General features: G+C 62.8%; 22 protein-coding genes. 6 read left to right on the top strand and 16 right to left on the bottom strand.

Going from position 1 to position 22,025, the window contains the following annotated elements; translation table 11 throughout:
• Positions 1 to 159: 159 nt before the first annotated feature.
• Complete coding sequence (locus ACB034_RS13605; protein ID WP_371173038.1) at positions 160 to 1,608, bottom strand: diguanylate cyclase; 1,449 nt, start codon at positions 1,606 to 1,608, stop codon at positions 160 to 162.
• Positions 1,609 to 1,811: 203 nt separating this feature from the next.
• Here ACB034_RS13605 and ACB034_RS13600 point away from each other — a divergent pair, with 203 nt between their 5' ends.
• Both ACB034_RS13600 and ACB034_RS13595 read left to right on the top strand, forming a co-directional pair.
• Complete coding sequence (locus ACB034_RS13600) at positions 1,812 to 3,392, top strand: diguanylate cyclase domain-containing protein (RefSeq protein WP_371173037.1); 1,581 nt, start codon at positions 1,812 to 1,814, stop codon at positions 3,390 to 3,392.
• Between the two features lie 199 nt (positions 3,393 to 3,591).
• Positions 3,592 to 4,077 carry a glycine zipper domain-containing protein gene (locus ACB034_RS13595; protein ID WP_342010352.1) on the top strand — a complete coding sequence of 162 codons (486 nt, stop codon included), beginning with the start codon at positions 3,592 to 3,594 and terminating at the stop codon, positions 4,075 to 4,077.
• A gap of 58 nt (positions 4,078 to 4,135) precedes the next feature.
• Here the strand turns inward: ACB034_RS13595 and ACB034_RS13590 are convergent, their stop codons facing one another.
• The 5 genes from ACB034_RS13590 to ACB034_RS13570 form a co-directional block, all read right to left on the bottom strand.
• Positions 4,136 to 5,092, bottom strand: coding sequence for a D-2-hydroxyacid dehydrogenase (locus ACB034_RS13590; protein WP_371173036.1), 957 nt, complete (start codon positions 5,090 to 5,092; stop codon positions 4,136 to 4,138).
• A gap of 142 nt (positions 5,093 to 5,234) precedes the next feature.
• Complete coding sequence (locus ACB034_RS13585; RefSeq protein ID WP_124239546.1) at positions 5,235 to 5,987, bottom strand: DUF3530 family protein; 753 nt, start codon at positions 5,985 to 5,987, stop codon at positions 5,235 to 5,237.
• A gap of 121 nt (positions 5,988 to 6,108) precedes the next feature.
• Entirely contained in the window at positions 6,109 to 6,675 is a 567-nt protein-coding gene (gene efp / locus ACB034_RS13580) for an elongation factor P (RefSeq protein WP_026457209.1), read from the bottom strand.
• A gap of 45 nt (positions 6,676 to 6,720) precedes the next feature.
• Positions 6,721 to 7,896 carry an elongation factor P maturation arginine rhamnosyltransferase EarP gene (earP, locus tag ACB034_RS13575; RefSeq protein WP_371173035.1) on the bottom strand — a complete coding sequence of 392 codons (1,176 nt, stop codon included), beginning with the start codon at positions 7,894 to 7,896 and terminating at the stop codon, positions 6,721 to 6,723.
• A 93-nt stretch (positions 7,897 to 7,989) separates the two neighbouring features.
• Positions 7,990 to 9,033 (bottom strand): GMP reductase, encoded by a 1,044-nt coding sequence (locus tag ACB034_RS13570; RefSeq protein WP_201976839.1) that lies wholly within the window; start codon positions 9,031 to 9,033, stop codon positions 7,990 to 7,992.
• Positions 9,034 to 9,412: 379 nt separating this feature from the next.
• On the opposite strand from ACB034_RS13570, the gene ACB034_RS13565 reads away from it, so the two are divergent.
• Positions 9,413 to 9,913, top strand: coding sequence for an ATP-dependent zinc protease (locus ACB034_RS13565; protein WP_371173034.1), 501 nt, complete (start codon positions 9,413 to 9,415; stop codon positions 9,911 to 9,913).
• A gap of 88 nt (positions 9,914 to 10,001) precedes the next feature.
• Here ACB034_RS13565 and ACB034_RS13560 read toward each other — a convergent pair whose 3' ends face one another.
• From ACB034_RS13560 to ACB034_RS13530, 7 genes are all read right to left on the bottom strand, one after another.
• Positions 10,002 to 11,441 carry an ATP-binding protein gene (locus ACB034_RS13560; protein WP_371173033.1) on the bottom strand — a complete coding sequence of 480 codons (1,440 nt, stop codon included), beginning with the start codon at positions 11,439 to 11,441 and terminating at the stop codon, positions 10,002 to 10,004.
• A complete protein-coding gene (locus tag ACB034_RS13555; protein WP_026457848.1) occupies positions 11,438 to 12,124 on the bottom strand; it encodes a response regulator in 687 nt (228 codons plus the stop codon). The genes ACB034_RS13560 and ACB034_RS13555 overlap by 4 nt, the downstream gene beginning before the upstream one ends.
• Positions 12,125 to 12,245: 121 nt before the next feature.
• On the bottom strand, positions 12,246 to 12,872 hold the full coding sequence (locus ACB034_RS13550) for a tetratricopeptide repeat protein (RefSeq protein ID WP_371173032.1): 627 nt from the start codon (positions 12,870 to 12,872) through the stop codon (positions 12,246 to 12,248).
• Position 12,873: 1 nt separating this feature from the next.
• On the bottom strand, positions 12,874 to 13,707 hold the full coding sequence (locus ACB034_RS13545; RefSeq protein WP_371173031.1) for an SDR family oxidoreductase: 834 nt from the start codon (positions 13,705 to 13,707) through the stop codon (positions 12,874 to 12,876).
• Positions 13,708 to 13,734: 27 nt separating this feature from the next.
• Positions 13,735 to 14,388 (bottom strand): TenA family transcriptional regulator, encoded by a 654-nt coding sequence (locus ACB034_RS13540; protein WP_026457851.1) that lies wholly within the window; start codon positions 14,386 to 14,388, stop codon positions 13,735 to 13,737.
• Positions 14,385 to 15,902: an AMP-dependent synthetase/ligase gene (locus ACB034_RS13535; RefSeq protein WP_371173030.1), complete on the bottom strand. Its 1,518-nt coding sequence runs from the start codon at positions 15,900 to 15,902 to the stop codon at positions 14,385 to 14,387. The genes ACB034_RS13540 and ACB034_RS13535 overlap by 4 nt, the downstream gene beginning before the upstream one ends.
• Positions 15,899 to 16,570: a thermostable hemolysin gene (locus tag ACB034_RS13530; RefSeq protein WP_061475613.1), complete on the bottom strand. Its 672-nt coding sequence runs from the start codon at positions 16,568 to 16,570 to the stop codon at positions 15,899 to 15,901. Before ACB034_RS13530 ends, ACB034_RS13535 begins: the two co-directional genes overlap by 4 nt.
• Positions 16,571 to 16,783: 213 nt before the next feature.
• Here ACB034_RS13530 and ACB034_RS13525 point away from each other — a divergent pair, with 213 nt between their 5' ends.
• From ACB034_RS13525 to ACB034_RS13515, 3 genes are all read left to right on the top strand, one after another.
• On the top strand, positions 16,784 to 17,425 hold the full coding sequence (locus tag ACB034_RS13525) for a class I SAM-dependent methyltransferase (protein WP_371173029.1): 642 nt from the start codon (positions 16,784 to 16,786) through the stop codon (positions 17,423 to 17,425).
• A gap of 66 nt (positions 17,426 to 17,491) precedes the next feature.
• Positions 17,492 to 18,715, top strand: a complete 1,224-nt coding sequence (locus ACB034_RS13520; RefSeq protein ID WP_371173028.1) for a winged helix-turn-helix domain-containing protein — start codon at positions 17,492 to 17,494, stop codon at positions 18,713 to 18,715.
• Between the two features lie 59 nt (positions 18,716 to 18,774).
• Entirely contained in the window at positions 18,775 to 19,563 is a 789-nt protein-coding gene (locus ACB034_RS13515; protein WP_371143432.1) for a hypothetical protein, read from the top strand.
• A gap of 67 nt (positions 19,564 to 19,630) precedes the next feature.
• Here the strand turns inward: ACB034_RS13515 and ACB034_RS13510 are convergent, their stop codons facing one another.
• From ACB034_RS13510 to ACB034_RS13500, 3 genes are read right to left on the bottom strand one after another with little or no spacing between them, the layout of a single operon-like run.
• Positions 19,631 to 20,755, bottom strand: coding sequence for a M20 family metallopeptidase (locus ACB034_RS13510; RefSeq protein WP_371173027.1), 1,125 nt, complete (start codon positions 20,753 to 20,755; stop codon positions 19,631 to 19,633).
• A gap of 34 nt (positions 20,756 to 20,789) precedes the next feature.
• The gene (locus ACB034_RS13505; protein WP_026457021.1) at positions 20,790 to 21,257 is read right to left on the bottom strand and encodes a YjiG family protein; all 468 of its coding nucleotides are present in this window, start codon (positions 21,255 to 21,257) and stop codon (positions 20,790 to 20,792) included.
• Entirely contained in the window at positions 21,254 to 21,985 is a 732-nt protein-coding gene (locus ACB034_RS13500; protein ID WP_342017597.1) for a nucleoside recognition domain-containing protein, read from the bottom strand. Before ACB034_RS13500 ends, ACB034_RS13505 begins: the two co-directional genes overlap by 4 nt.
• Positions 21,986 to 22,025: the final 40 nt, after the last annotated feature.

Here is a 22,025-nt window from a genome sequence, read left to right as displayed (position 1 = left end):
CACCCTGTTGTTTGGATGGAGTTCCTGATGTCGGCCAGTGATGGATGTCTTTTGCCGCGCTCGCAACAAGCTTCTTTGGTTGAAGTTTGCGGAGAGCTCATGAGCTTCGCGCTTCCCAACACGCGATATTACCTGCGGGGGTGCCGGGTTTTGCCCGGCTCAGCGGCCATACTCCTGACTGCAGGTCGTGTCCTGATACCACTCTACCCGGTTGCGGCCGTTGTGCTTGGCGCGATAGAGCGCCGCATCGGCGTGGGAGAGCAGTTGTTCCAGGTTGAGATGGCCGGGCTCCCGATAGGCGAGCCCTATGCTGACCGTGATCGTGACGGGGCGCATGGCCTCGTCAATGACTTGCAACTGCGCCACCTCGCTTCGCAGCCGATCGACCAGCTCCCAGGCCTGGGACGGCGGCACATCGGGCAGTAGCAGTGCAAACTCTTCGCCACCGAGCCGTCCGAGCAGAGTGCTGCCGGGCATCCCCTGGCTGATGGCCATGGTGAATGCCTTGAGCGCACGATCCCCCGCCTCATGGCCGTGGTTGTCATTGAGTTGCTTGAAGTTGTCCAGATCCAGCATGCAGACGGCGACCGGTTTATGTTGCTGATCCAGCTGCGCCAGCATTTGTTGGGCGCTCGGCCAGAAGCCTGCGCGATTGAGGGCGCCGGTCAGGTGATCGTGGTGGGCCATATACTCCATCTGACGCAGCAGGGTGTTGCGGGTCGCCATGATGCTGGCTGCCGTGAGAGGGGTGAGGCCGATCAGCATGATCCCGATCCGCACCGAGAACATCCAGTACTGGGTCTGGGCGTCGTGGTTGATGACGAGATAACCGCTGGAGATGGCAAGCAGGGTCAGGGTTGTAAAGCTGAGCGACAGCAGGGTGGTGGTAAAGAGCGAATAGCTGACGGCGCACCACAGCAGGGCAGGAACCGGGAAGGCGAGGGAGCCCGGACCCGAGACGATCTCCGCCAGCAACAGGGAGCAGATAAACATCAGCAAGGGCAGCACTCTTGCCCAGGAGACGTGCGGCAGCCACAGTGCCTTGAACCAGGTTCGTATCGCGCCGGCATGGGGCAGCGTCAGGAGCACCGGCAGCAGGGCCATGTAGTTGACCAGTTCACTTGCAAACCAGAAACCCAGTCCGTGCAGCGAGCGGCCATTGAACAGGATGGGGTTGATCAGGGCGCCGACCAGTCCGGCGGCAAATGAGGCGGCAATGCTGATCAGCAGCAGGTAAACGATGGCGTTGGGGTGCCTGAGGCGCACATTATCCTTGCCCAGTCGCCGGTAGAGCAGATAGCCGACCCCGACGCCCACCAGGTTGCCCAGGGTCAGCAGGCCGGTTTTCAGCAGCGAGTCATCGGTGAAGAGGGCCGCCAGCAGATAACCGGCTATTCCGCCCAGCCAGCCAGCGGGTGAGGCCAGAATGGGGTAGCGGATCATGATGCCGAGGAACACTGCGTTGGCGGGCCAGAAGGCGGCCAGCATGTCGGGAGGACGGGTGAAGATCCCGGCCAGTGAAAAGAGGCATATCAGGGTGGCCATACACAAGAAGGCGGAGGGAGGGGCGCGGAGTGCGTCTATGTACGAGGGTTTTATCTCTTCCATGAGAGACTCCTGATGGCGACTTGGGCCATGGCGGTGTATGGGTATGGCTGCGAAAGAATCCATAAAAGCATAGAATAATCATCGCGTTAGGCAACTGTTGATTTCACTGTTATTTAGGGTGGAATGCTGATGCCGGTCAATGATTGATAGTATTTATTGCTTTTAGAATGAGGGCCTCTCCATGGTCATCCAGAGGTACATGCGTGAGTCCCGCTCTTCCCTGCAAACGGTATTACCTGCTGGTACCCATGACCCTGCTGCTGGGTGGCCTGGTGCTCATCACGACATTGACATTGGGCGTGCAGGGATTGCTGCGCGATATCGACAGGACGATCGCCAGCTATGACCGCATCGCCGCCTCCATCGAAGCCACCCTGATCCATGAGATGATACAGGTCAGTGAGCGCCAGATTACGGTGCTCGACGATTCGCTGGACAGGGAGGCGATCGCCCGTGGCGAGTCGGCCCTGAACCCTTACTGGACCATAGCGCACCGGATCCAGCCCGATGATCACTTCATCTATTTCTATAACCTGCGCCATGATCGCATCGATACCTATCCCGCCTGGGAGCGTCCGCCGCAATTCAAGGCCACCGAGCGACCCTGGTATGCCGCAGTCACCCAGGCCGGGGAAGAGCCATTATGGCTGGGCCCCTATCCGGAATATGACACCAGAGTCCAGACCCTCACTCTGGTCAAACGGGTCATGGACAAGGAGGATCGCCTGCTGGGACTGCTGATGGTCGACATGCAGTTCGCATCCCTGCAGCGGGCGCTGCAAAACTCCCTGGGCGATGAGCAGGCGGTGGCCATCTATCTGACTCCTGCCGGCGGTGATGATGTCATTGTTGCCAGCAACCTCGACTTGCTTGCCCGGCGCGGGGAGAGGCCCGAGGGTATCTGGAGCTGGCCGGGCTTCGGCGTGCTTGGCAACGGGGTGCATCTCACTCATCCCTTGCAGGACATAGGATGGGATCTGCATATCTATCTCTCCGCGCCCCTCTTTCGCGCCATCCTCGGGGAAGATCTGCGGATGCTGGTGTTGCCCCAGCTGCTGCTTGCCGTCATCTGGCTGCTGAGTCTGCTCGTGCTGGTCAGGATCTTCCGGCTGGAGCAGCGTCTGGTGGCCGGCTCCCTCAGCGAGATCTCCCGGGATGTCAAAAGTGGCCGGCGCTTCCCCGGTCACAAGACCTGGTTTGTCGATGACAGCCTCTCCAAGGTGGATCTGGTCAGGGCCAATCTGCTGCGCGGACAGGATGCCCTGCACCACGACCCTCTCAACGGGATCATGAACCGTCGGGCGTTCGATGCCAGGCAACAAGCCTTGCTAAAAGAGGGGCAGCCTCATTGGCTGCTCCTGCTCGATGTGGATTTTTTCAAGAACATCAACGACTCCCATGGTCATGCCTGCGGCGATCAGGTGCTGCGCCGGATCGCGGCTCTGCTGGCCGAACAGTTGGGCGAGGGGAATGTCTATCGCTTTGGCGGGGACGAGTTTGCCGCCTTGCTGACCATGGAGCGGGCCGATCTGGAGGAGAGATTGCGGCAGCTCTTCATTCGGGTGCGCAACCAGCAGTGGCGCGAGAAGCGGATCGTCGTCACCTTGAGCGCGGGGGGAGTCCACTATCCGGAGGAGCGCCACAACCTGTTCGAGCGGGCCGATGAGTACCTCTACCAGAGCAAGCGGCTGGGGCGTGATCGCTGGTTCCTGCCAGCACAGATCCAAAATGAGCAGAGTAACGCGGATAGTGCTGACAAATTCTGTCCGAGCGATGATGGCTAAATGCTCCCTGCCTGTCGGAGGACCTTGCCCCCAACCTCTTGCCAGCTTTCTGATAAAGTTATTTTTTTATTTAAATTCAATAAATTATAAACTCATTATCCAGTGCAAGAGAGGTATCTGTCGCTCTCCTGCGACACTGGCACATCCTGTCGTAAATCGTATAGTTCGGGAAAATTAATCAGCGTTGACAGGAGTATCCATGGGGATGAACAAACGTGGCCTGAGTGCCCTGGCTCTGTTGGGTGGCTTGTTGTTGGGAAGTTCGGTGGCACACGCCTCCGAGACGCTCAACACCATCCTGGGGGGTGGTGCCGGCGGCGTGGCGGGCACCATGATCGGCAAGGAGCTCGGTGGCGACACCGGGGCACTGGTGGGGGCCGCCATTGGCGGTGCGGCCGGTGGTGCCGCAACAGCCAACAGAGGCAACAAGAATGAAGCCGCTCTCGGCGGTGCCGTCGGCGCGCTCGGTGGCGCCGCCATCGGCAAGAGTGTCGGCGGTGATACCGGTCGGCTGATCGGGGCCGGGGTGGGCGGTGCCAGTGGCTCGGCCATCGGTGCCAAGACGGGGGATGGCCACAAGAGCCGGGACCGTTATTACGACGATGATCACCATCATCACCGCCACTACTACAAGAAACACAAGAAGCACAAGAAACACAGATGGCACGATGACGACGATGATTGATGCCATCCGGGGCGTGTGAATGAAGACGGGGCCTGCAGGCCCCGTTTCTGTTTCTGGCTCATACCAGCCGGTGTTGGCGCCGCCCGGCGGCGAAGGCATTGATGTTGTCAATCAGCTGATCCGCGAGGCGCTGCATCGACTCTTCGCTGGCCCAGGCCACATGGGGGGTCAGGATGAAGTTGGGATATTGCAGGGCCTGCATCAGGGGGTGATCGGGAGGCGGCGGCTCGACGCTCGCCACATCGAATCCGGCGCCGCCGAGGCGGCCGTTGGCCAGCGCCCGCAGCAGGGCGGCTTCATCCACCAGACCGCCGCGTCCCACGTTGATCAGCAAGGCGCCCGGTTTCATCAGCCCCAGTTCACGCTCGCCGATGAGGTTGCGGGTATAGGGGGTGAGCGGGCAGTGCAGGCTCACCACATCCGAGCTTTGCAGCAGGTCATCCAGCGGCAGCCGGTCGTCATCCGCGTTGCCTCCGATCTGGCTCTGGGCGTAACGCACCTCCATGCCTATTCCTTTTGCCCGCTCGCCCAGTGCTTGGCCGAGCGTTCCCTTGCCGATGATGCCAAGTCGCTTGCCGTGCAGATCCGCAATGGGGTGATCGAAGAAGCAGAACTGGCCGCTCTGTTGCCAGCGTCCCTCCAGCAGCGACTGGCGCCAGGCAAACAGGTTGCGCGACAGGGCCAGCATCAGTGCCATGGCGTGTTCCGGCACCGAGGGGCCCGAGTAGTTGCGGATGTTGCACACGCCGACACCGGCGGCGCGGCAGGCCTCCAGATCCACGTTGTCGCTGCCGGTGGCGGCCAGCGCGATGAGCTTGAGTTGGGGCAGCTTGGCCAGCTCCCCGTCCCCGATGCGCACCTTGTTGATGATGGCGATGCTGGCGTCCTGGAGCCGCTCGACCACCTGCTCTGGCGTCGTACTCGGATAGCTCTGCCAGTGATGGGGGAAGTCGGGATGGTGCAGGGTGATGCCTGCATCCAGGGTATCGCTGTCGAGAAACACAATCTGCTGCATGGTCCTTCCTGCCATGAACGGGGCCGAACGGTCATGATGCCAAAGAGGATGCAGCCAGAGCCAGTGTCGCGGGGCGCGAAGGGGGGCTTTCTGCGGCAGATGTGACCGTGCCCGCGCTTTGGCGTGCAGGGGCAGGGCTGGGTCAGAGCCAGCCCAGGTGGTTGAGCCAGCCCTGAATGCGGGTTGGCGTCTCCGCCAGTTCCATCAGGGCGTAGGGGCGATAGTTGAGCTTGTGGCTGCGACGGGTCTCGCTCAGGCGCTCTGCCGCTGCGAGCTGCGGCCATCTGCCGCCCTCTTCCTGATAGAGGTCCAGGGTGGGGATGGTGGCCTGGGCCACCTGCTTGGCCAGGGTCTGGTTGCTCTGTTGATCGGGGAAGAAGCCGTCAAGCAGTACCAGCGCATCGGGGGCGGGCAACTGCTCGCTGGCGATGAGGTTGGTGGTCCAGGCAGCCCCTGTGCCCTGGGCCAATATCAGCTTGAAGCCGCCATCCTGCAGCTTGGCCTCGGCCAGCTTGCTGATCCGCTCGGCAAACTGTTTGCGAAAGGCGTCGCTGTTTTTCGCTTTCTTCTCGGCGGCCGGGTCTAGCTCGGCCTGTTCTGGAGAGGGGAGCAGCAGCAGGGTATCGAAGCCCAGCAGGCGAAGATCCCGGGTGAGTTGCCATAGCTGGCCGCTGCGTTGCCAGTCCGGCAGCAAGATGGCGAGCCCCAGATAGTTTTCGCTGTCGTGCTTGGCGAACAGCACCGTCTGCTTGTCGATGCGGGTGACATCGGGCAGCCCTTGCCAGTCGCTCTCCTGCCAGTGATCGACGGGGGCGGGCGGCGCGACCTCGATGGCTTGCGCGCCATGGCTGGCCAGCATCGTCAGTAACAGCAGTGATAAGGATAATCTGGCCATAGTGTGCTCCCCCGGTTATCTGGGTTAGCGGCCACGGCGTCATTTTCTGAAGGTGCGAGCAAGGGGCAATAAAAAAGCGAGCCGGTGGCTCGCTTTTTTGCATCCTGTTCAAGGGGTCAACTTAGTTGACGCGACGCTTGAATTCACCGGTGCGGGTATCGATTTCGATCTTGTCACCGATCTCTACGAAGGCTGCCACAGACAGCTCGTAGGTAGTGCCTTTCAGACGGGCAGGCTTGGTCACTTTACCGGAGGTGTCGCCACGGGCAGCCGGCTCGGTGTATTCCACTTCGCGAACGATGGTGGTCGGCAGTTCTACGGAGATGGCTTTCTCGTTGTAGAAAGTCACTTCGCAGATGTCTTCCATGCCGTCTACCAGGTAGTTCAGCACGTCACCCAGGTTGTCTTTCTCTACGTCGTACTGGTTGTACTCGGTGTCCATAAAGACATACAGGGGGTCGGAGAAGTAGGAGTAGGTGCACTCTTTACGTTCCAGCTGAACCACGTCCAGCTTGTCATCGGCCTTGAAGACGGTCTCGGTGGCGCTGCCGTTCAGCAGACCCTTCAGCTTCATTTTGACCACGGCGGAGTTACGGCCGGATTTGTTGAATTCAGCCTTCTGGACCACCATCGGCTCGCTGCCGATCATGACTACGTTACCAGCGCGGATTTCCTGTGCGGTTTTCATGTAAAAAATTCCTGTTCGTGAAACGGACGGATAAAAACTGCCAGATTATATACGGCTTTCCAGAAATTTCACCAATCGTGTGACGAGATCCCCATCGTGCTGCAACTTCTGTGACCAGCTTCGCCCATGTTGCTGCCAAATGGCGCTATATCGTGGCCAGTGGGCCCAGAGTGCGCGGCAATCCTCGCCCCGATTGAGGGCGAGATTGACGTCGCGCAGCCACTGGCCGCACTCGGCGGGCAAGTCTGCCAGATAGTGATCGAGGAAGTGCGCCAGCTTGATCAGATGGGCCTCTTCCTCCTGTTGGTAGATGTGCCACAGGAAGGGGCGGGCGGCCCACTGGGCGCGCACGAAGGAGTCTTCCCCGCGCACCAGATTGAGATCGCAGCTCCACAGCAGCCGATCGTAGCCGGCCTGATCCGTCATCGGCAGCAGCTTGATGGCGAGGTTGCCAGAATGGAGCAGATCGCCCGCCCTGGCCGTAGGGATGGCATCTTCCAAACCTGCGCCACGCAGCACGTCGTGCAATGAGCGCCCCAGCGGCAGCAGCAAGGTGACCGGCGTGGCGCTCTGGCACCAGCTTTCGACCAGGCTTGTCAGCGCCTCGCTCTCGTAGGTAAAGAGGCTGACCCGCAGCTCGTTCTCTTGTTTGGGCGGCAGGCCCAGGCTCGCCCAGTAGGCGGCAAGGCCAGCGTCATCCTGTTGCCAGCGATCCCGCTCGGCCAGCAGCGCACGCTCGCAGAGCAGGCCGCCGGTTCTGGCGCTAAAGCCCGGGAAGAAGAAGTATTTGTCGAGGCTCCGGCTGCCCACTCGCTGGGGGGAGGCGAGGCCGTGGCAATCCTCGACCCAACTCTCGGCCGAGAGATATTCCAGATTGATCCAGCAGGGGGGCGGGCCCTGCTCGGCCATGCGTTCGATAAAGGGGGCGGGCAGTTCGCAGGCAAAGGCCTCGATGACGACCCTGGCCGGAGTCGTGTCGGCGGGCAGGGTTTTATGCCAGTGCTGGATATGGATACCCTCGACCCACTGGCCGTCCCGCGCAGGGTCGAGCCCCGGGCAGATGCGGGCGAAGCTGGCCAGATCGTCCACCCAGAGCCGCACCGCACCATGCCCCTCCTGCTCCAGCTGGCGGGCGAGTCGCCAGGTGACGCCGATGTCACCGAAGTTGTCCACTACGCAGCAGAAGATATCCCAGTCGAACCGGGGCAGGGGGCTTGTCATGTCGGGGATCCAGATGCAAAAAAACCGGTGCGCAGGGTAGCACACCGGTGGACTGGCTTCTAACCGTCAGCTGGTTGCGGGTGGTCTGGCGGATCACTCCTTGCCGTAGACGTTGTTCTCCTGCTCGCGCACCCGGATAAAGGTGGTGCGCTTGGTGAGCTCCTTGAGCTGGCTGGCTCCGACATAAGTGCAGGTGGAGCGCACGCCCCCCAGGATATCGCGCACGGCATTCTCCACCGGGCCGCGATAGGGCAGCAGCACCGTCTTGCCCTCGGAGGCACGGTACTCGGCGACGCCGCCGGCGTGCTTGTCCATGGCACTCGACGAGCTCATGCCGTAGAACTTCATGAAGGGCTCGCCATCCACGTCGATGATTTCGCCGCCGCACTCCTCATGGGCCGCCAGCATGCCCCCCAGCATCACGAAGTCGGCGCCGCCGCCGAAGGCTTTCGCCACATCCCCCGGGCAGGTACAGCCGCCGTCGCCGACGATCTGGCCGCCAAGGCCGTGGGCCGCATCGGCACATTCGATGATGGCGGAGAGCTGGGGATAGCCGACGCCGGTCTTGACCCGGGTGGTGCAGACAGAGCCCGGGCCAATGCCCACCTTGACGATGTCGGCGCCGGAGAGGATCAGCTCCTCCACCATCTCGCCGGTCACCACGTTGCCTGCCAGGATGACGTGGTTCGGGCAGGCTTCACGGATCTTGCGCAGGAACTCGACGAAGTGCTGGGAGTAGCCGTTGGCCACGTCCACGCAGATGAAGCGCAGCGCCTCTGACATGGCGAGGATCTGGCGGGTCTTGACGAAGTCCTCGTCCGAGGTGCCGGTCGATACCATCACATGACCCAGCAGAGCCGGGTCGGTCTCATCGACGAAGGTTTGCCACTGCTCGAGGCTGTAGTGCTTGTGCACCGCCGTCATCATCTCGAAACCGGCCAGGGCGCGGGCCATGGCGAAGCTGCCGACGGTATCCATGTTGGCGGCGATGACGGGCACCCCCTGCCATTGGGTCCGGGTGTGCTTGAAGGTGAACTGACGGGTCAGGCTGACTTGGGAACGGCTCTTGAGAGTAGAGCGCTTGGGGCGAAACAGGACATCCTTGAAACCGAGCTTCAAGTCTTCTTCGATACGCATTGCAAATTCCTTATTGAGCCTTGAGTGATGCGTCACTGTTGCAGTGGCAAATTTTCGGCAGGCACAAAAAAACCGGGGGTTTTCAGGGCCTCCGGTTTACAACAGTGTAGGCAAAAATCCCCCCGGAACAAGACTGATATTTCACCAACTGTTGTGGTAGCCTTTGGCGTCACAACCTGAGGTTGGCCGATGGTTTCATCCAAGGCTAACCCGGCGTTTCTCTTCCCCCGCCATTTCCCGTCGCCAGACATTGGTTGTCGCCTCGTCATCCCCCTCCGCCCTTCTGGGCTACCGCCCGGCACAAAGCGATGTTCCCTCGCAAGACAGTGTGATAAGTCTGGGCCTCACCTTGTGAAGATGAGACGGCTGAGGTTGTGGTATGAGCAAGTGGATAGCAGGCACGGCACTGATATTGGCCCTTTGCGGCAGCGCACTGGCGGCGCCGCAGGAAGGGTATGGCTGGGTGGAGAAGGGGCTGATCCTCCCCACCGGCGTGGCGGTCAAGATGAAGCTGGATACGGGGGCGCGCACCTCTTCGATGGATGCCCAGGATCTGGAGCAATTCAAGCGCGATGGCAAAACCTGGGTGCGCTTCTGGCTGCGGGTGACCGATGCCGACAGCGGCAAACAGGTATCCCGGCAGTTTGAACGGCCGGTGGAACGTCACGTGACGGTGCGCGGCGCCGGGGGCAAGGAGAAACAGAAGCGGCCGGTCGTGACCATGTCCGTCTGTGTGGGGAACCGGGTCTATGAGGGTTGGTTTACCCTGCGGGATCGCAGCAAGATGATCTATCCGGTGCTGCTGGGGCGCCGAATGCTGGAAGAGATGGGGCCGGTGGATGCAGGTCGCACCTTCACCCGCCAGCCGGATTGTCGCTAAATCTGCGCTGCCGATGTGCAGCCAAACAGATGTACAGCCAAACAGAGGGGCCGCAGCAAGCGGCCCCTCTGTTTATCTACCGAGTAATTTATTTGGCGCTGGCCGACAGCGGCAGCCAGAGACTCACTTCCAGACCCCTGTCCGGCAGGTTGTGTACATCGAGATCGGCACCATGCAGCTGGGCGATGCGCGAGACGATGGCCATGCCAAGGCCGACCCCGTCCCCCTGCTGGGGATTGACCCGATAGAAGCGCTCGCACAGTCGTGACAGGGCGTGGTCCGGGATGCCGGGCCCGTTGTCGCTCACATCCACTCTTACCCGGCTTCCCTCCCGCCGCACCTGCACCCGGATCTCGCCACCTGGCTGGGTGTAGCGCAGGGCATTGTCGATGAGGTTGCCAAACAGCAGCTCAAGCAGGGTGGCCTGTCCCATTACCCGCAGTGGCGTATCGCTCTCGAGCGACAATTGCTGATCCTTTTGCAGGGCGATGGGGGCCAGGGTTGCCAGGGTACCTTGCAGCAGGTGGCCGATCTCCAGTTCGACCAGCACGACCTCCTGCTGGTTGTCGATGCGCGCCTGGGTCAGCAGTTGGCGGATCAGGCGATCGCTGCGATCCAGGGCCTGCAGCATCTTGTGCAGCGACTGGCGGCGGCTCTCCTCATCGTCCGCCGCCAGGGCGTTTTCGCTGTGGATCCTGAGCACCGCCAGCGGGGTGCGCAGCTCGTGGGCCGCTTCGTTGGTGAACTGTTTCTCCCGCTCCAGGGTTTCGGCCAGCGCCTGCATCAGGCGGTTTATCTCGTTGACCAGCGGCGTCAGCTCCTGGGCGTCCGCCTTGAGGTTGAGGGGGGTCAGGTTGGCGGGGTGGCGCTCGCTGATGGCCTGGGCCAGTTGACGCAGGGGGGCCAGGCCATGGGTGATCAGCCACCACAGCAACCCCAGCAGGAAGGGCAGGGTGATGAGCAGCGGCAGCATGGCGAGGGTCGCCATCTTGCTGGCCAGCTCGCTGCGCTCGTCATCCCGCTCCGCCACCACCAGCCAGGTTCGCTCCTCCTCGTTGTAGAGGGTGAAGGTGCGCCAATGGTGGTGATCCTTTTCCACCGTATCGAAGCCGCGAGTCAGGGTGACCAGCGGCTGGCGCGGGGCGCTCGGTGAGCTCAGCAGCAGATTTCCCTGCTCGTTCAGCAGCTGAAAGTAGAGGTTGCGTTCGAACTCGTGACCATAGGGGGTGATCTCCCTGTCCTCGCCGGTGATATTGAGGCTCTTGTCTTTCTGCCAGTCATCGGGATTTTGCTGCTCCCACTCCTGATAGATAGTGCCATCCAGGGGGAGCGGCCCCTCCTGTGCCATGTAGCGGGCCAGCAGCTTGTTGGTGATGCGGGCCGACTGGGCAAGACGAGCGTCGAACAGCTCCTCCATCTCGTGGCTTGCCTCCATGTAGCCGATGAAGGTGCTGATGGTGAGGCTCACGCTCACCAGGGTCAGGATGCCGGTGAGCAGAAAGCGGCGAATGGAGCTCGAGCGTCTCATCGTGCCTGGGTCCGTCCTGCCTGATCGAGCTGGGGAATGATGTAGCCGACCCCGCGGATGTTGCGGATAAGGTCGCTGTAGAACTTCTTGCGCAGGTGGTGGATGTGAACCTCCACCGCGTTGCTCTCGGCCCCTTCATCCCAGCCATAGAGGCTCTGCTGCAACTGCTCCTTGCTCAGCACCCGGCCGCTTTGGCTGAGCAGCTCCAGCAGCAGCTTGTACTCGTGGGGAGTGAGCTTGACCGCTTCCCCCTGATAGGTGACCTGCTGGGATTCGGGATAGATGAGGATGTCGCCATACTCCACCATCGCCTGGGCCTGCCCCTTGCTGCGGCGCACCAGAGCGCGCAGACGGGCGTTGAGCTCCTGCAGGGCGAAGGGCTTGACCATGTAGTCGTCAGAGCCCGCATCCAGCCCGATCACCCGATCGTCGAGGGCATCGCGGGCGGTGAGGATCAGCACCGGCAGCTGGTGCCCCTCCCGGCGCAGCTTGCGCAGCAGACTGAGGCCGTCGATGTCCGGCAGGTTGAGGTCGAGGATGAGGGCGGCAAATTCGTCGCTCTTGAGGGCCGCCAGGGCGGGCAACCCCTGTTGCAACCAGTCCACCGTGTATCCGCTGTGGCGCAGGGCATCCTGCATGCCATCGCCCAGCATCACGTCATCTTCTACCAGCAGGATCCGCATCTCTCTCTCCATCACGTCAGGGAACAAGCCGGTTACCCGGCTTTACGACATAAACGACCCTGCCCACCAGTATGCAAGCTGGTGGGCAGAGTTTAAATAGCTGTCTGATCAGGCTGGCTTTTTACAGCTTGGCGAGGCGTTCGCGAATTTCGCTGCGGCGCCCCTCGTCGGCCAGCTCGCGCCCCGGGCGGGCTGGGGCGGCCAGCGCCTTGTCCAGATAGGTTTTTGCTTCTGCCTTGCGCCCCTGATCGAGCAGGAAGTCGCCATAGAAGAAGTTGGGGTCGATGCCGGCGGGGTTGATGGCGATCGCCTGCTTGAGCAGCTGCTCCGCTTTTTCGTCATCGCCAAAGCCGACCGGCCAGCCGGGCACCTGATAGTAGAGGGAGCCCAGGCTGGTGTAAGCCGAGCCGTCGAGGGCCTTGGGATCCTGCTTGAGGGCCAGCTCCAGCTTGGCCTTGGCCTCTTTCACCAGCCCGAGCGCCCCCAGGCCGCCCTTGGCGCCGGCCCAGGTGCTCTTGACGATGGCCGACCAGATCAGCAGATCGGTGCGAAAGGGCTCCTTGGCACTGGCCTGTTCGGCCTGGCCGCTCAGGGTCTCCAGGCAGCGCTCCTTGGCCTTGTCGACCTGCTGGTACTGGCAGACGGCCCATTGCTGCTGGATGGGGATCAGGGCATCGTCTGCCGCCTGGGCGCCGGCGGCCCCCAGCAGGATGGCGAGGACGCCGTATTTGCAAGCAATCCGGGTCATATCAGGACTCCTTCTTGGTCGGGATGGAATGGGGCAGCGCCTCGTGCGGCAGATGCCGGGCATAGCGTTTGATGATGGGCAGCTGCTTGGCCAGTGCCTTGTCGACGATGCCGGGCAGCAAGGCGTTGAGACGCACGAACAGCTGCTCCGGCCAGCCGAGCCAGCGGCGGCGAGTCTCGTTGCACAGGGCGATAACCGCCTCTTCGGCCACCTCCTGGGGGCTGTCGGTGTGGGTGCCGAGCTCGGCATTCAGATCAAAGGCGGCCTCCGAGTTGAGACGGGTGCGGGTGGCGCGGGGGGCAAAGTGGAGCACCTTGATGCCGCTTCCCTCCAGCTCCCGTCCCAACGCCTCGCTAAAACCACGCAGGGCGAACTTGCTGGCGCAGTAGACGCTGTAGCCGGGGTAGCCGATGCTGCCAAAACTCGACCCCACGTTCATGATGATGCCGGGTTTGCGCATCTGCGGGAGCAGGGTCCGGGTCAGCTGGATGGGGGCCTCGATGTTGAGCCGCAGCTGCCGCTCCACCTGTTCGCTGCTCTGATCCTCGAGCCAGGCAAACTGGTTGCAGCCTGCGTTGTTGATCAGCACGTCGATCCCCTCTTCCAGCAGGGGATGCTGCAGCAACCTGGCCCGCTCCTGGGACGATCCCAGATCGGCGATCAGCACCTGGTGGCGCTCCGGATGGGGCAGGGACTTTCGCAGCCGCTCCAGTGCCGGACCTCGTCGTCCGTTTAACAGCAGATGGGCCCCCTGGGCCGCCAGCTCCTGCGCCAGCTCTTCCCCTATGCCGCCGCTGGCTCCGGTGAGCAGTACGCGTTTCCCTTCAAGTTGCATGGTATGTGCTTCCTTCACTGTGGGCGTTCACGCCCGGGCGGTCAGGTTGTAGAGCATCTCGCCATAGAGGCGGTAGACCACGCGGGCGGCATGGATGATGGCGGCCTGATCGGCAGGGTTCTCCACCCGGTTCATCAGGGATTCGAAGAACTTGAGATGCTCCTGATCCAGGGCACCATGGGAGCTCAGGTAGCTCATCGCCTGGGGAGGTAGCCCGAGCCCGCTCTTGATCTGATCCGCCACCGTCAGGGCGATGGCGACGCTGGTTCCTTCCAGCACCTGCACCATGCCGAAGAAACCCATGGGATTGCCCCGCTGGATCTGGTCGTAGAGGAAGGCCACCATCAGCTCGATGGGCAGACCGGGCTGGCCGTGGCGCACCGCCTCGGCATCCCCGCCGCAGGCGCGGATGTCGCTTAAGATCCACTCCTGATGGCCGTACTCCTCCTCTATGTACTCCTTGATGGCCGCGCGCACCCACTCGTACTCCTGACCCAGCTTGCCACCGGTTGCCATCAGCAGGGGAACCGTGTGGCGCACGTGGTAATAGGCTTCGGTCAGGAAGGCGAGGTAGGTCTCGCGCTGGATGTCGCCACGGCGGCAAGCCTCGATGATGGGCGCATTGAACAGGTGCTCGCGCTCCTGGGAAGTGGCTTGTTGCAGGGTCTGGTAGAAGCTCATGCTGATTCTCCTGTGAGGCCTTCGCTGAGGCACTGGCTGATCTGCCGGGAAAAGTGTTGATAAATCTCGTTGCGACGGGGCCGACCGTTGGCGGTCAGCAGCCCGGGGGACTGATCCAGCGCCACCGGCAACCAGTGGTGCAGGCGGGCGTAGTCGGGCAGCCGGCTGTTCAGCTGCGCGATCTGGCGAGGCAGATCCGCTTCGCTGCCGGGCAGGGGCTGGATCAGCGCCACGTTGGCCGGCTGGCCGTCGCCAAAGACCACGATGCGGGCGATGGCGGGGCAGAGCTGGGCCTCGGCCTCTACCCACTCGGGGGAGAAGTTGCGACCAAAGGCGGTGATCTGGACACTCTTCTTGCGCCCGGTGATGTGCAGGTAACCATCCTCATCCAGGTAGCCGAGATCGCCGGTGGCGATGGTGGCGGCCTCATCGTGGGCGGCATCCCCATGGCCGAGATAGCCCAGCATGGCGTTGCCGCTCACCAGGATCTCGCCATCTCCGGCGATGGTGACCCGGCAGTGAGGCAGGGGGCGACCGACGCTGCCGGGCCTGTCCGCCTGCGGGTTGTTGAGCGCCACCACGGAGCAGCATTCGGAGAGGCCATACCCTTCATAGACTGGCAGGCCGGCGGCGCGGGCGCGAGCGATCAGCTCGGGGGCCACCTTGCCACCCCCGACGGCGATGAAACGCAGCCCCTGCAACTGGCGCAGCAGCGCCGGGTTGTTGCCGGCCAGCACCAGCAGCAGGCGCAGCAGCTCGGGCACCAGCACCAGGCTGTGGCTGGGCCAGCGCAGCAGCGCCTGGGCCAGCATGGCTGGGTTGAGGGCACTGGAGCCGGAGAAGCCGATCTCCCCGAGTGACGGGATGCGGCTGCAGGCACCGGTCAGCAGGGGCACGTAGAGGCCGGTCAGGTTTTCGAGCAGGGTCGCCAGTGGCAACAGGGTGAGATGCTGCTCCACCCGGGCCGGGGCGACCCGTTCTGCCAGTGACTGGCAGACCGCCATCATCCGGGCCAGGGAGAGGCAAACCCCCTTGGGTTGCCCCGTGGTGCCCGAGGTGTAGGTGATCTTGGCGGTGCCTGCGGGCAGGGCCGGCGGGTTGAGCGGGACATGCCGCCACAGGGGGATGGTCAGCTCGCCGGGCGTACCGTCGGCGAGGGAGCTCACCGTCAGCGCCAGGGGGGCGGCCGGGTGCCAGTCAGGATGGGCCGGGCCCACCAGGGCATCGGCGCCGCTGCTCTCGAGCAACCACGCCTGCTGGGCCTGGCTGAAGAAGTGGGGGACGGGGATCACCACGATTCCCGCCCGGGTGCAGGCCAGATCGATCAGCGCCCAAGGCAGGCCGTTGTCCAGTTGTAGGGCCAGGCGCCGGATCTGCGCCTGTTGCAACTCGTTGGCCAGGCGCAGGATCTGCTGCCACAGCTGGCGGTAATCCAGCTGCTGCCGGCTATCCATCAGGGCCGGCTGTGTCGGGTTCTGCTTCGCCGTGCTGGCGATGGCATCAAACAGCGTCATTGGGCGCACCTTTTATCACGAGCCATACGGCAGGCCTCTCGGGAGTCGTCGAACAGGGCGGGCATGGGGGCCAGCAGGTTGAGCAGCAGGCTGCTCTGGGCGAGCACCTCGCGCCCCTGATTGAGGTCACCCACCATCACTCTGGGCTGGCAGCGGTAGTATTCTCCCCAGGCGGCGGCATCTTCTCCCACCTGATGCGCCTGGGCGGGAGCCAGCTCCACCGGATCGAGGCGCAGGCGATGAAAGCTGTTGCGCAGCTTGGCGGTGCCGGTGAACACCACGTAGTCGAGGGCGTTGTCGCACAGCAGGCGACAGAGCGCGGCAAACATCAGGCGGGCATTGCCCGGCTCGCTGCAGGCCAGATTGCCCACCTCTATGATGCGCTGGCGCTCCGGGCGTACCCCGAGGCGGGTCTCGATGGCCGCCTCTACGGGGTGCTCCAGATATTGCTCCAGATAGAGCGCCCCCGCGCTGGCCAGGTTGAGACCACAGGCGCCGACCAGCACGCCGTCGGCACGGTAGAGCCCAAGCAGGCAGGGCAGGAAATGGGGAATGCGGGCGTTGAATTCCTGGGTGTAGGCCGCCTGGATATAGGCCTGCAACGCCATGACCTGCTGCGGGGAGTCGGCCAGCATCAAGCGGTAGGGTGCCTGGATCTCTGTGGTCATGGAATGCTCCTTCTCTTGCGATGAGTTGAGCCTAAAAGGGCAAACTTAAGAAAGCCTTAAGGGGAGCAAAAAGTTGCCATGACCGGATGGCGGTCATGACGGCTGGCAAGGGCTGCTGGTCTCGATATGCAGTGGCCTGGCGGCGATAAAACAGTTGCCAGCGGCGGGGCGGGCAGGCAATCTGCCCGGCTGTCACTTGCCAGAGGTATCGTCATGTCATCCACCCCCTGCTGCCCCCTGTGTGCCAGCCATCAGGCCTACCCCCTGCCGGTGGCGGGCAAGCGTTATTACCGCTGCGAGCGGTGCGAGCTGGTCTGGCTGGATGCGGCGGATCATCTGGATGCCGAGGGGGAGAAGGCGGTCTATGACGGCCATGACAACCGGGTGGATGATCCCCGTTATCGTGCCTTTTTGATGCGGCCCTTTGGCGAGGTGCTGGCCCGGGTGCCAGCGCCTGCCAGCGGCCTCGATTTTGGTTGTGGCCCGGGGCCTGCGCTCATCGCCATGGGCCGGGAAGCGGGCTTTGAGATGGCGGGCTACGACAAGTTCTATGCCGATGAGCCCGAGTTGTTGACGAGACAGTATGACTTTATCACCAGCACAGAAGTGATCGAACACATCGCCGAGCCACGGGTTGCACTGGATCTGCTGTGGCGCTGCCTCAAGCCAGGCGGCATTCTGGTGTTGCAGACCCAGCGAGTGCTCGGTGACGAGCGCTTCAAAACCTGGCGCTATCGCCACGATCCGACCCACATCGTCTTCTTCGCCAAGGCGTCGTTTCGCACCCTGGCGGCCAGCTGGCAGGCAGAGGTCGAGTTTCCCCACGCCGATGTGGCCCTGTTCACCAAACCCTGACCCCGCCATTTTCATTTGGCGATGAGTTGGGCATGCTGATGATCTGATACCAAGGAGCGGTGATCCATGTCCATTCCCCATCTGTCGTTGCAGGATGCCCGTCATCTGCAACTGGCAGCCCAGGGCCTGCTCGCCCCGCGCCGCAGCAAGGCGCGCCCGGCGGATCTGCTGGCCACCATCCGCCGCATGGCGTTGTTGCAGATAGACACCATCTCGGTGGTGGCTCGCAGCCCCTATCTGGTGCTGTTCAGCCGGCTCGGACAGTACGAACCCGGCTGGCTCGAGCAACTGCTGGCAGACGGCGACATTTTCGAATACTGGGCTCATGAGGCCTGCTTCATTCCCCGCGAGGATTACCGGCTGCTGCGTCATCGCATGCTGGATCCTGCCGCCATGGGCTGGAAGTTTTCTGCCCACTGGCTCGCTACTCATCAGCAGGACATTGACCGGCTACTCGAGCAGATCCGCCAGCAGGGGCCGGTGCGAGCAGCCGACTTTGCCCGCCAGGGAGAGAAGGGCAACGGCTGGTGGGACTGGAAGCCGGAGAAGCGCCATCTCGAGGTGCTCTTCACCGCGGGGCGCCTGATGGTGCGCGAGCGGCGCAACTTCCAGCGGGTCTATGATTTGGCAGAGCGGGTCATGCCCGGCTGGTGCGACGAGCGGGATCTGCCGAGCCCTGAGACGGCGCAGCGAGAGATGGTGCGTGCCAGTTGCCGGGCGCTGGGGCTGGTCAAGGCCGGCTGGGTGGCCGATTACTATCGGCTGCGGCGCGGCAAATATGATGCCCTGCTCCATCAACTGGCCGACGAAGGAGAGCTGTTGCCGGTGCGGGTGGAGGGATGGCAACACGGCGCCTTCGTCCACGCCTCGCTGGCTGACGAGCTGGCCAAGGCGCAGGCGGGCAACCTCAGGGCGACCCATACCACGGCCTTGTCGCCCTTTGATCCTCTGGTGTGGGATCGCAGGCGGGCCCGCGAGCTGTTCGGGTTCGACTACCGCATCGAGTGCTATACCCCGGCGCACAAGCGCCAGTACGGCTACTTCGTGCTGCCGCTGCTGCATCGCGGCAAACTGGTGGGCAGGATGGATGCCAAGGCCCATCGCCAGCAGGGGATCTTCGAGATAAAGAACCTCTATCTGGAGGCCGGGGTCAGGGTGACTCGCACCCTGGCAAGGGAGTTGGCAAATGCGCTGCAAAAGCTGGCGCAGTGGCACCAGACGCCGACGCTGGCCTATGGCGATATTCCGCCCCCCCTGTTGGCGCTATGGCGCCCGGAGCAGGGGCTGTGAGGGGAGCGCAGAGGGAAAGACGCTCTGCACTCAGGGGATTGGCACATGGGAGAAGAGGGATGAAGGGATTCTGGCTGCTGTCGGGCGTGATCCTTGCCATGCTGATGCCGGTCGCCTCGGCACAGGAGAGTGACGCGCCGGTGCGGATCTGCCTCGGCAATGGCAGTGAATGGCCTCCCTACACGTATTGGGTGCGCCACAACGGCGTGCCGGAACCCGAACGGCTGACCGGGGCGGCGGCGACCCTGGTGCTCGATGCCCTGCGCCAGAATGGCCTGTCTCACCAGATCCGCTACCTGCCATGGGCCAGGGTCAAGCAGGAACTGGTCGACTATGACCAAAACGGCCTGTGCGAGCTGACCTGGGATGCCAGCTACAAGCCGGAGCTGGCGGCCCATGTTTACTACAGTGTTCCCCTCTATCACACCCGTCTCGGCCTCTTTTATCTCAAGCGCCGCTTCCCCGAGGCACCGGATCTGGAGGTGGCCAGCCGCGGCCGGATGTGCGGACTGCTCGGCTACAACTATGCCCCCTATGGCATCAACAAGAAGCTGCGGCGGGTCAAGCGGTTGCAGCAGGCACTCGACCTGCTGGCGCGGGGGCGCTGCGATTTTCTGCCAAATTCGGTCGAGCCGCTGCTAAGCGGCCTCAGCCTTGGCATCTACCAGAGCGAGCCCGGCTTGACCCATCTGCGCCTACCCAATCGCAAGGGGTTCTATCTGATAGTGAGCAAGGGATCGCCACGGGCCCGGGAGCTCATTACTCAGCTGGATCAGACGCTGGTGGCCTTTGAGGAGGAGGGGCATACCCGCGAGGTGATGGCGAAGTTTCTGCCGCCGCTGGAGTGACGGCGTCGCCGGATATAAAAAAGGCCAGCCGGTGCAAACCGGCTGGCCTTGGTCATGGATGGGGATATCACGCGGCCAGGCGGGTCAGTACCTTCACCAGCAGCTCGATGCGCGGAGCAATGCTCGCCAGATCCAGATACTCCTCGTCACTGTGGAAACCGGCGCCGATAGGGCCCAGACCATCCAGGGTCGGAATGCCGAGGGCGGCGGTCAGGTTGGCATCCGAGCCGCCACCGACCTCTTGCCAGCGGATGGGCAGACCCAGCTCTTGACCACACTCCTCCACGATGGCCATCAGGGCCTTGGTTCCTTCTGACGGCACCATGGCCGGCTTGTGGGCCTCGCGAGTCAGCTTGATGGTGACCCCTTCCAGATGAGGGCGCTCGGCCAGGGTCAGCAGCCGGTCGTTGACCTGGCTGTACTCCTGGTTGTCCCAGAAGCGCACGTCCACCACGGCGCTGGCGTGGGCCGGCACTATGTTGGCGCCATTGCCCCCCTCGACGATGCCGATGTTGAGGGTGGTGCCGCTCTCGAAGTTGGTAAGGGCATTGATGGCCAGGATCCAGTGACCCAGCTCGGTGATGGCGCTGCGCCCCTTCTGCGGCTCGTTGCCTGCGTGAGCTGCCTTGCCGGTGAAATCGATGCGATAGCGAGCCATCCCCTTGCGCGCCTTGACCAGGGAGCCGTCGGCACGGGCTGCTTCGGCCACCAGCACTTGACGGGCCTGTTTGGCCACCGAGGCCAGCCAGTCGCTGGAGTGCAGGGAGCCAATCTCTTCATCCGGGTTCATGCAGACGCAGATGCTCAGGCTGTCGCGCACCTCGCGGGGCAGGGCGCGCAGGGCATGGACGATGTTGAGCAGGCCGGATTTCATGTCGGAGACGCCGGGACCGTAGGCCCGCTCGCCATCGACGCTCATCGGGCGGGCGGCGGCGGTGCCGAGGGGGAAGACGGTGTCCATATGGCCAATCAACATCACATCGATCTGCTCGGCATCAGGCTGGTTGCGAATTTCCAGTCCCACCCCGGCTACCCCGCAGTCGACCCGCTTGATGTGCCAGCCACCCATGACCTCGTATTTGGCGGCCATCAGATCAGCCACTGCGGTTATGCCAGGCTGGTGCAATGAGCCGCAATCCAGGTTGATGAGAGGGGCCAATTCGGCCAGGTATTCATCCAGAGAAAAAGTCATCGGTTGCTCCACTTGTGTGGTTGTACGAAAAGGGTCAGAGAAGGATGTTCATCACCAGCATGGCGCCGAAGGCGTTGAGCACTGAGATGGCGACCATGATGGGGATGTAGCGCCCTTCGGTGCCGATGCAGCCGAGGATGCGGCCCATGTATTGCACCTGGGAGCCCATCAGGTAGATGGCGGGGGCCAGAATGGCGATGTGGGTACCGTTGAGGATCCCCTGATCGAACAGGGTGATAACCACGCCGACCGCGCCGCCCATGGACATCCAGGCGCCGATCAGCACGGCAGCTGCCTCACCGGGCAGACCGAACACCGCCATGATGGGGGAGAAGATGGCCCCCATGGCGTCCAGGGCACCGGTGATCTGCAGCGCCTTGATGATGACGAAGGCCATCAGCACGTTGGGCACGGTGGAGGTGGTGGCGATGACCCATCCCTTCTTGGCCCCTTCGACGAAGATATCGGTGACGATGGGTTTCTTGACGTTGGCCTGGCTCATTTGGCTTGCTCCTGGGTGCTGGGGGTCGTGGCGTGCTGGGTGTTGTCGCTGTTTTTGCCTTCGGTCAGGTTGAGGTAGACCCGAAACAGGTTGGCACCGACAAATTTGAAGGCAAACATTACCACCACGGCGAGACCGATGGAGGAGCTGACTGCGGGGCTGCCATCGGCCAGGGTCAGGGTGAACAGCACGGCGCCGGAGGAGAAGAAGTTGACTATGGTGGCACCGGCAGAGAACTGGAACATGGTGAAGACATCGGTCTCGCGCTTGCTGATGAGCCCTTCATCCTTGAGCTGGCGGGTCATGGCGGCGCCGGCATCGGTACTCTGCAGGGAAGCGATCAGCGCCAGACCCGTGTTGCCCGGGATCCCCATCAACGGGCGCAGCAGCGGGGTCAGCAGCTTGCGGGCGGCATCCAGGGCGCCGTAGTGTTCCAGCACATTGATCATGCCGAGGGCGAACATCACGGTGGGGATCAGGGTCAGGGCAAACAGGAAGCCGTCGCGGGCGCCATTGCCCCCCTTGCCGCGCATGTCGGTCATGGCGGTCTTGAGGCCGTCGCCGTTCTCGCTGACGCTCTGTACCATGGTGCCGAACGAACCGTTCAGCGTGGTGAAGTCGAACACTCCGTACCACTGGTTGGACTGCAACAGTCCCGAAAAGAAGACGATGGCGAACGCCAGTGCCAGGTAACTGCCTATCGTTACCGAGCGTGATTTGTCAGTCATGATTTAGCTCCATCTGAATAAATATTTAATCGCTCGCAGT

Origin of the sequence: Aeromonas sp. S18(2024) (genome assembly GCF_041402525.1) — a bacterium.
Taxonomy (GTDB): domain Bacteria; phylum Pseudomonadota; class Gammaproteobacteria; order Enterobacterales; family Aeromonadaceae; genus Aeromonas; species Aeromonas enteropelogenes.
This window is presented reverse-complemented; position numbering and strand designations above follow the sequence as displayed.

What these genes read in the sequence shown, in the direction of transcription:
- ACB034_RS13605 (WP_371173038.1), bottom strand. Translation starts at nt 1,608, where the DNA reads ATGGAAGAGATAAAACCCTCGTACATAGACGCACTCCGCGCCCCTCCC.
- ACB034_RS13595 (WP_342010352.1), top strand. Translation starts at nt 3,592, where the DNA reads ATGGGGATGAACAAACGTGGCCTGAGTGCCCTGGCTCTGTTGGGTGGC.
- ACB034_RS13590 (WP_371173036.1), bottom strand. Translation starts at nt 5,092, where the DNA reads ATGCAGCAGATTGTGTTTCTCGACAGCGATACCCTGGATGCAGGCATC.
- ACB034_RS13585 (WP_124239546.1), bottom strand. Translation starts at nt 5,987, where the DNA reads ATGGCCAGATTATCCTTATCACTGCTGTTACTGACGATGCTGGCCAGC.
- efp (WP_026457209.1), bottom strand. Translation starts at nt 6,675, where the DNA reads ATGAAAACCGCACAGGAAATCCGCGCTGGTAACGTAGTCATGATCGGC.
- earP (WP_371173035.1), bottom strand. Translation starts at nt 7,896, where the DNA reads ATGACAAGCCCCCTGCCCCGGTTCGACTGGGATATCTTCTGCTGCGTA.
- ACB034_RS13570 (WP_201976839.1), bottom strand. Translation starts at nt 9,033, where the DNA reads ATGCGTATCGAAGAAGACTTGAAGCTCGGTTTCAAGGATGTCCTGTTT.
- ACB034_RS13565 (WP_371173034.1), top strand. Translation starts at nt 9,413, where the DNA reads ATGAGCAAGTGGATAGCAGGCACGGCACTGATATTGGCCCTTTGCGGC.
- ACB034_RS13560 (WP_371173033.1), bottom strand. Translation starts at nt 11,441, where the DNA reads ATGAGACGCTCGAGCTCCATTCGCCGCTTTCTGCTCACCGGCATCCTG.
- ACB034_RS13555 (WP_026457848.1), bottom strand. Translation starts at nt 12,124, where the DNA reads ATGCGGATCCTGCTGGTAGAAGATGACGTGATGCTGGGCGATGGCATG.
- ACB034_RS13550 (WP_371173032.1), bottom strand. Translation starts at nt 12,872, where the DNA reads ATGACCCGGATTGCTTGCAAATACGGCGTCCTCGCCATCCTGCTGGGG.
- ACB034_RS13545 (WP_371173031.1), bottom strand. Translation starts at nt 13,707, where the DNA reads ATGCAACTTGAAGGGAAACGCGTACTGCTCACCGGAGCCAGCGGCGGC.
- ACB034_RS13540 (WP_026457851.1), bottom strand. Translation starts at nt 14,388, where the DNA reads ATGAGCTTCTACCAGACCCTGCAACAAGCCACTTCCCAGGAGCGCGAG.
- ACB034_RS13535 (WP_371173030.1), bottom strand. Translation starts at nt 15,902, where the DNA reads ATGACGCTGTTTGATGCCATCGCCAGCACGGCGAAGCAGAACCCGACA.
- ACB034_RS13530 (WP_061475613.1), bottom strand. Translation starts at nt 16,570, where the DNA reads ATGACCACAGAGATCCAGGCACCCTACCGCTTGATGCTGGCCGACTCC.
- ACB034_RS13525 (WP_371173029.1), top strand. Translation starts at nt 16,784, where the DNA reads ATGTCATCCACCCCCTGCTGCCCCCTGTGTGCCAGCCATCAGGCCTAC.
- ACB034_RS13520 (WP_371173028.1), top strand. Translation starts at nt 17,492, where the DNA reads ATGTCCATTCCCCATCTGTCGTTGCAGGATGCCCGTCATCTGCAACTG.
- ACB034_RS13515 (WP_371143432.1), top strand. Translation starts at nt 18,775, where the DNA reads ATGAAGGGATTCTGGCTGCTGTCGGGCGTGATCCTTGCCATGCTGATG.
- ACB034_RS13510 (WP_371173027.1), bottom strand. Translation starts at nt 20,755, where the DNA reads ATGACTTTTTCTCTGGATGAATACCTGGCCGAATTGGCCCCTCTCATC.
- ACB034_RS13505 (WP_026457021.1), bottom strand. Translation starts at nt 21,257, where the DNA reads ATGAGCCAGGCCAACGTCAAGAAACCCATCGTCACCGATATCTTCGTC.
- ACB034_RS13500 (WP_342017597.1), bottom strand. Translation starts at nt 21,985, where the DNA reads ATGACTGACAAATCACGCTCGGTAACGATAGGCAGTTACCTGGCACTG.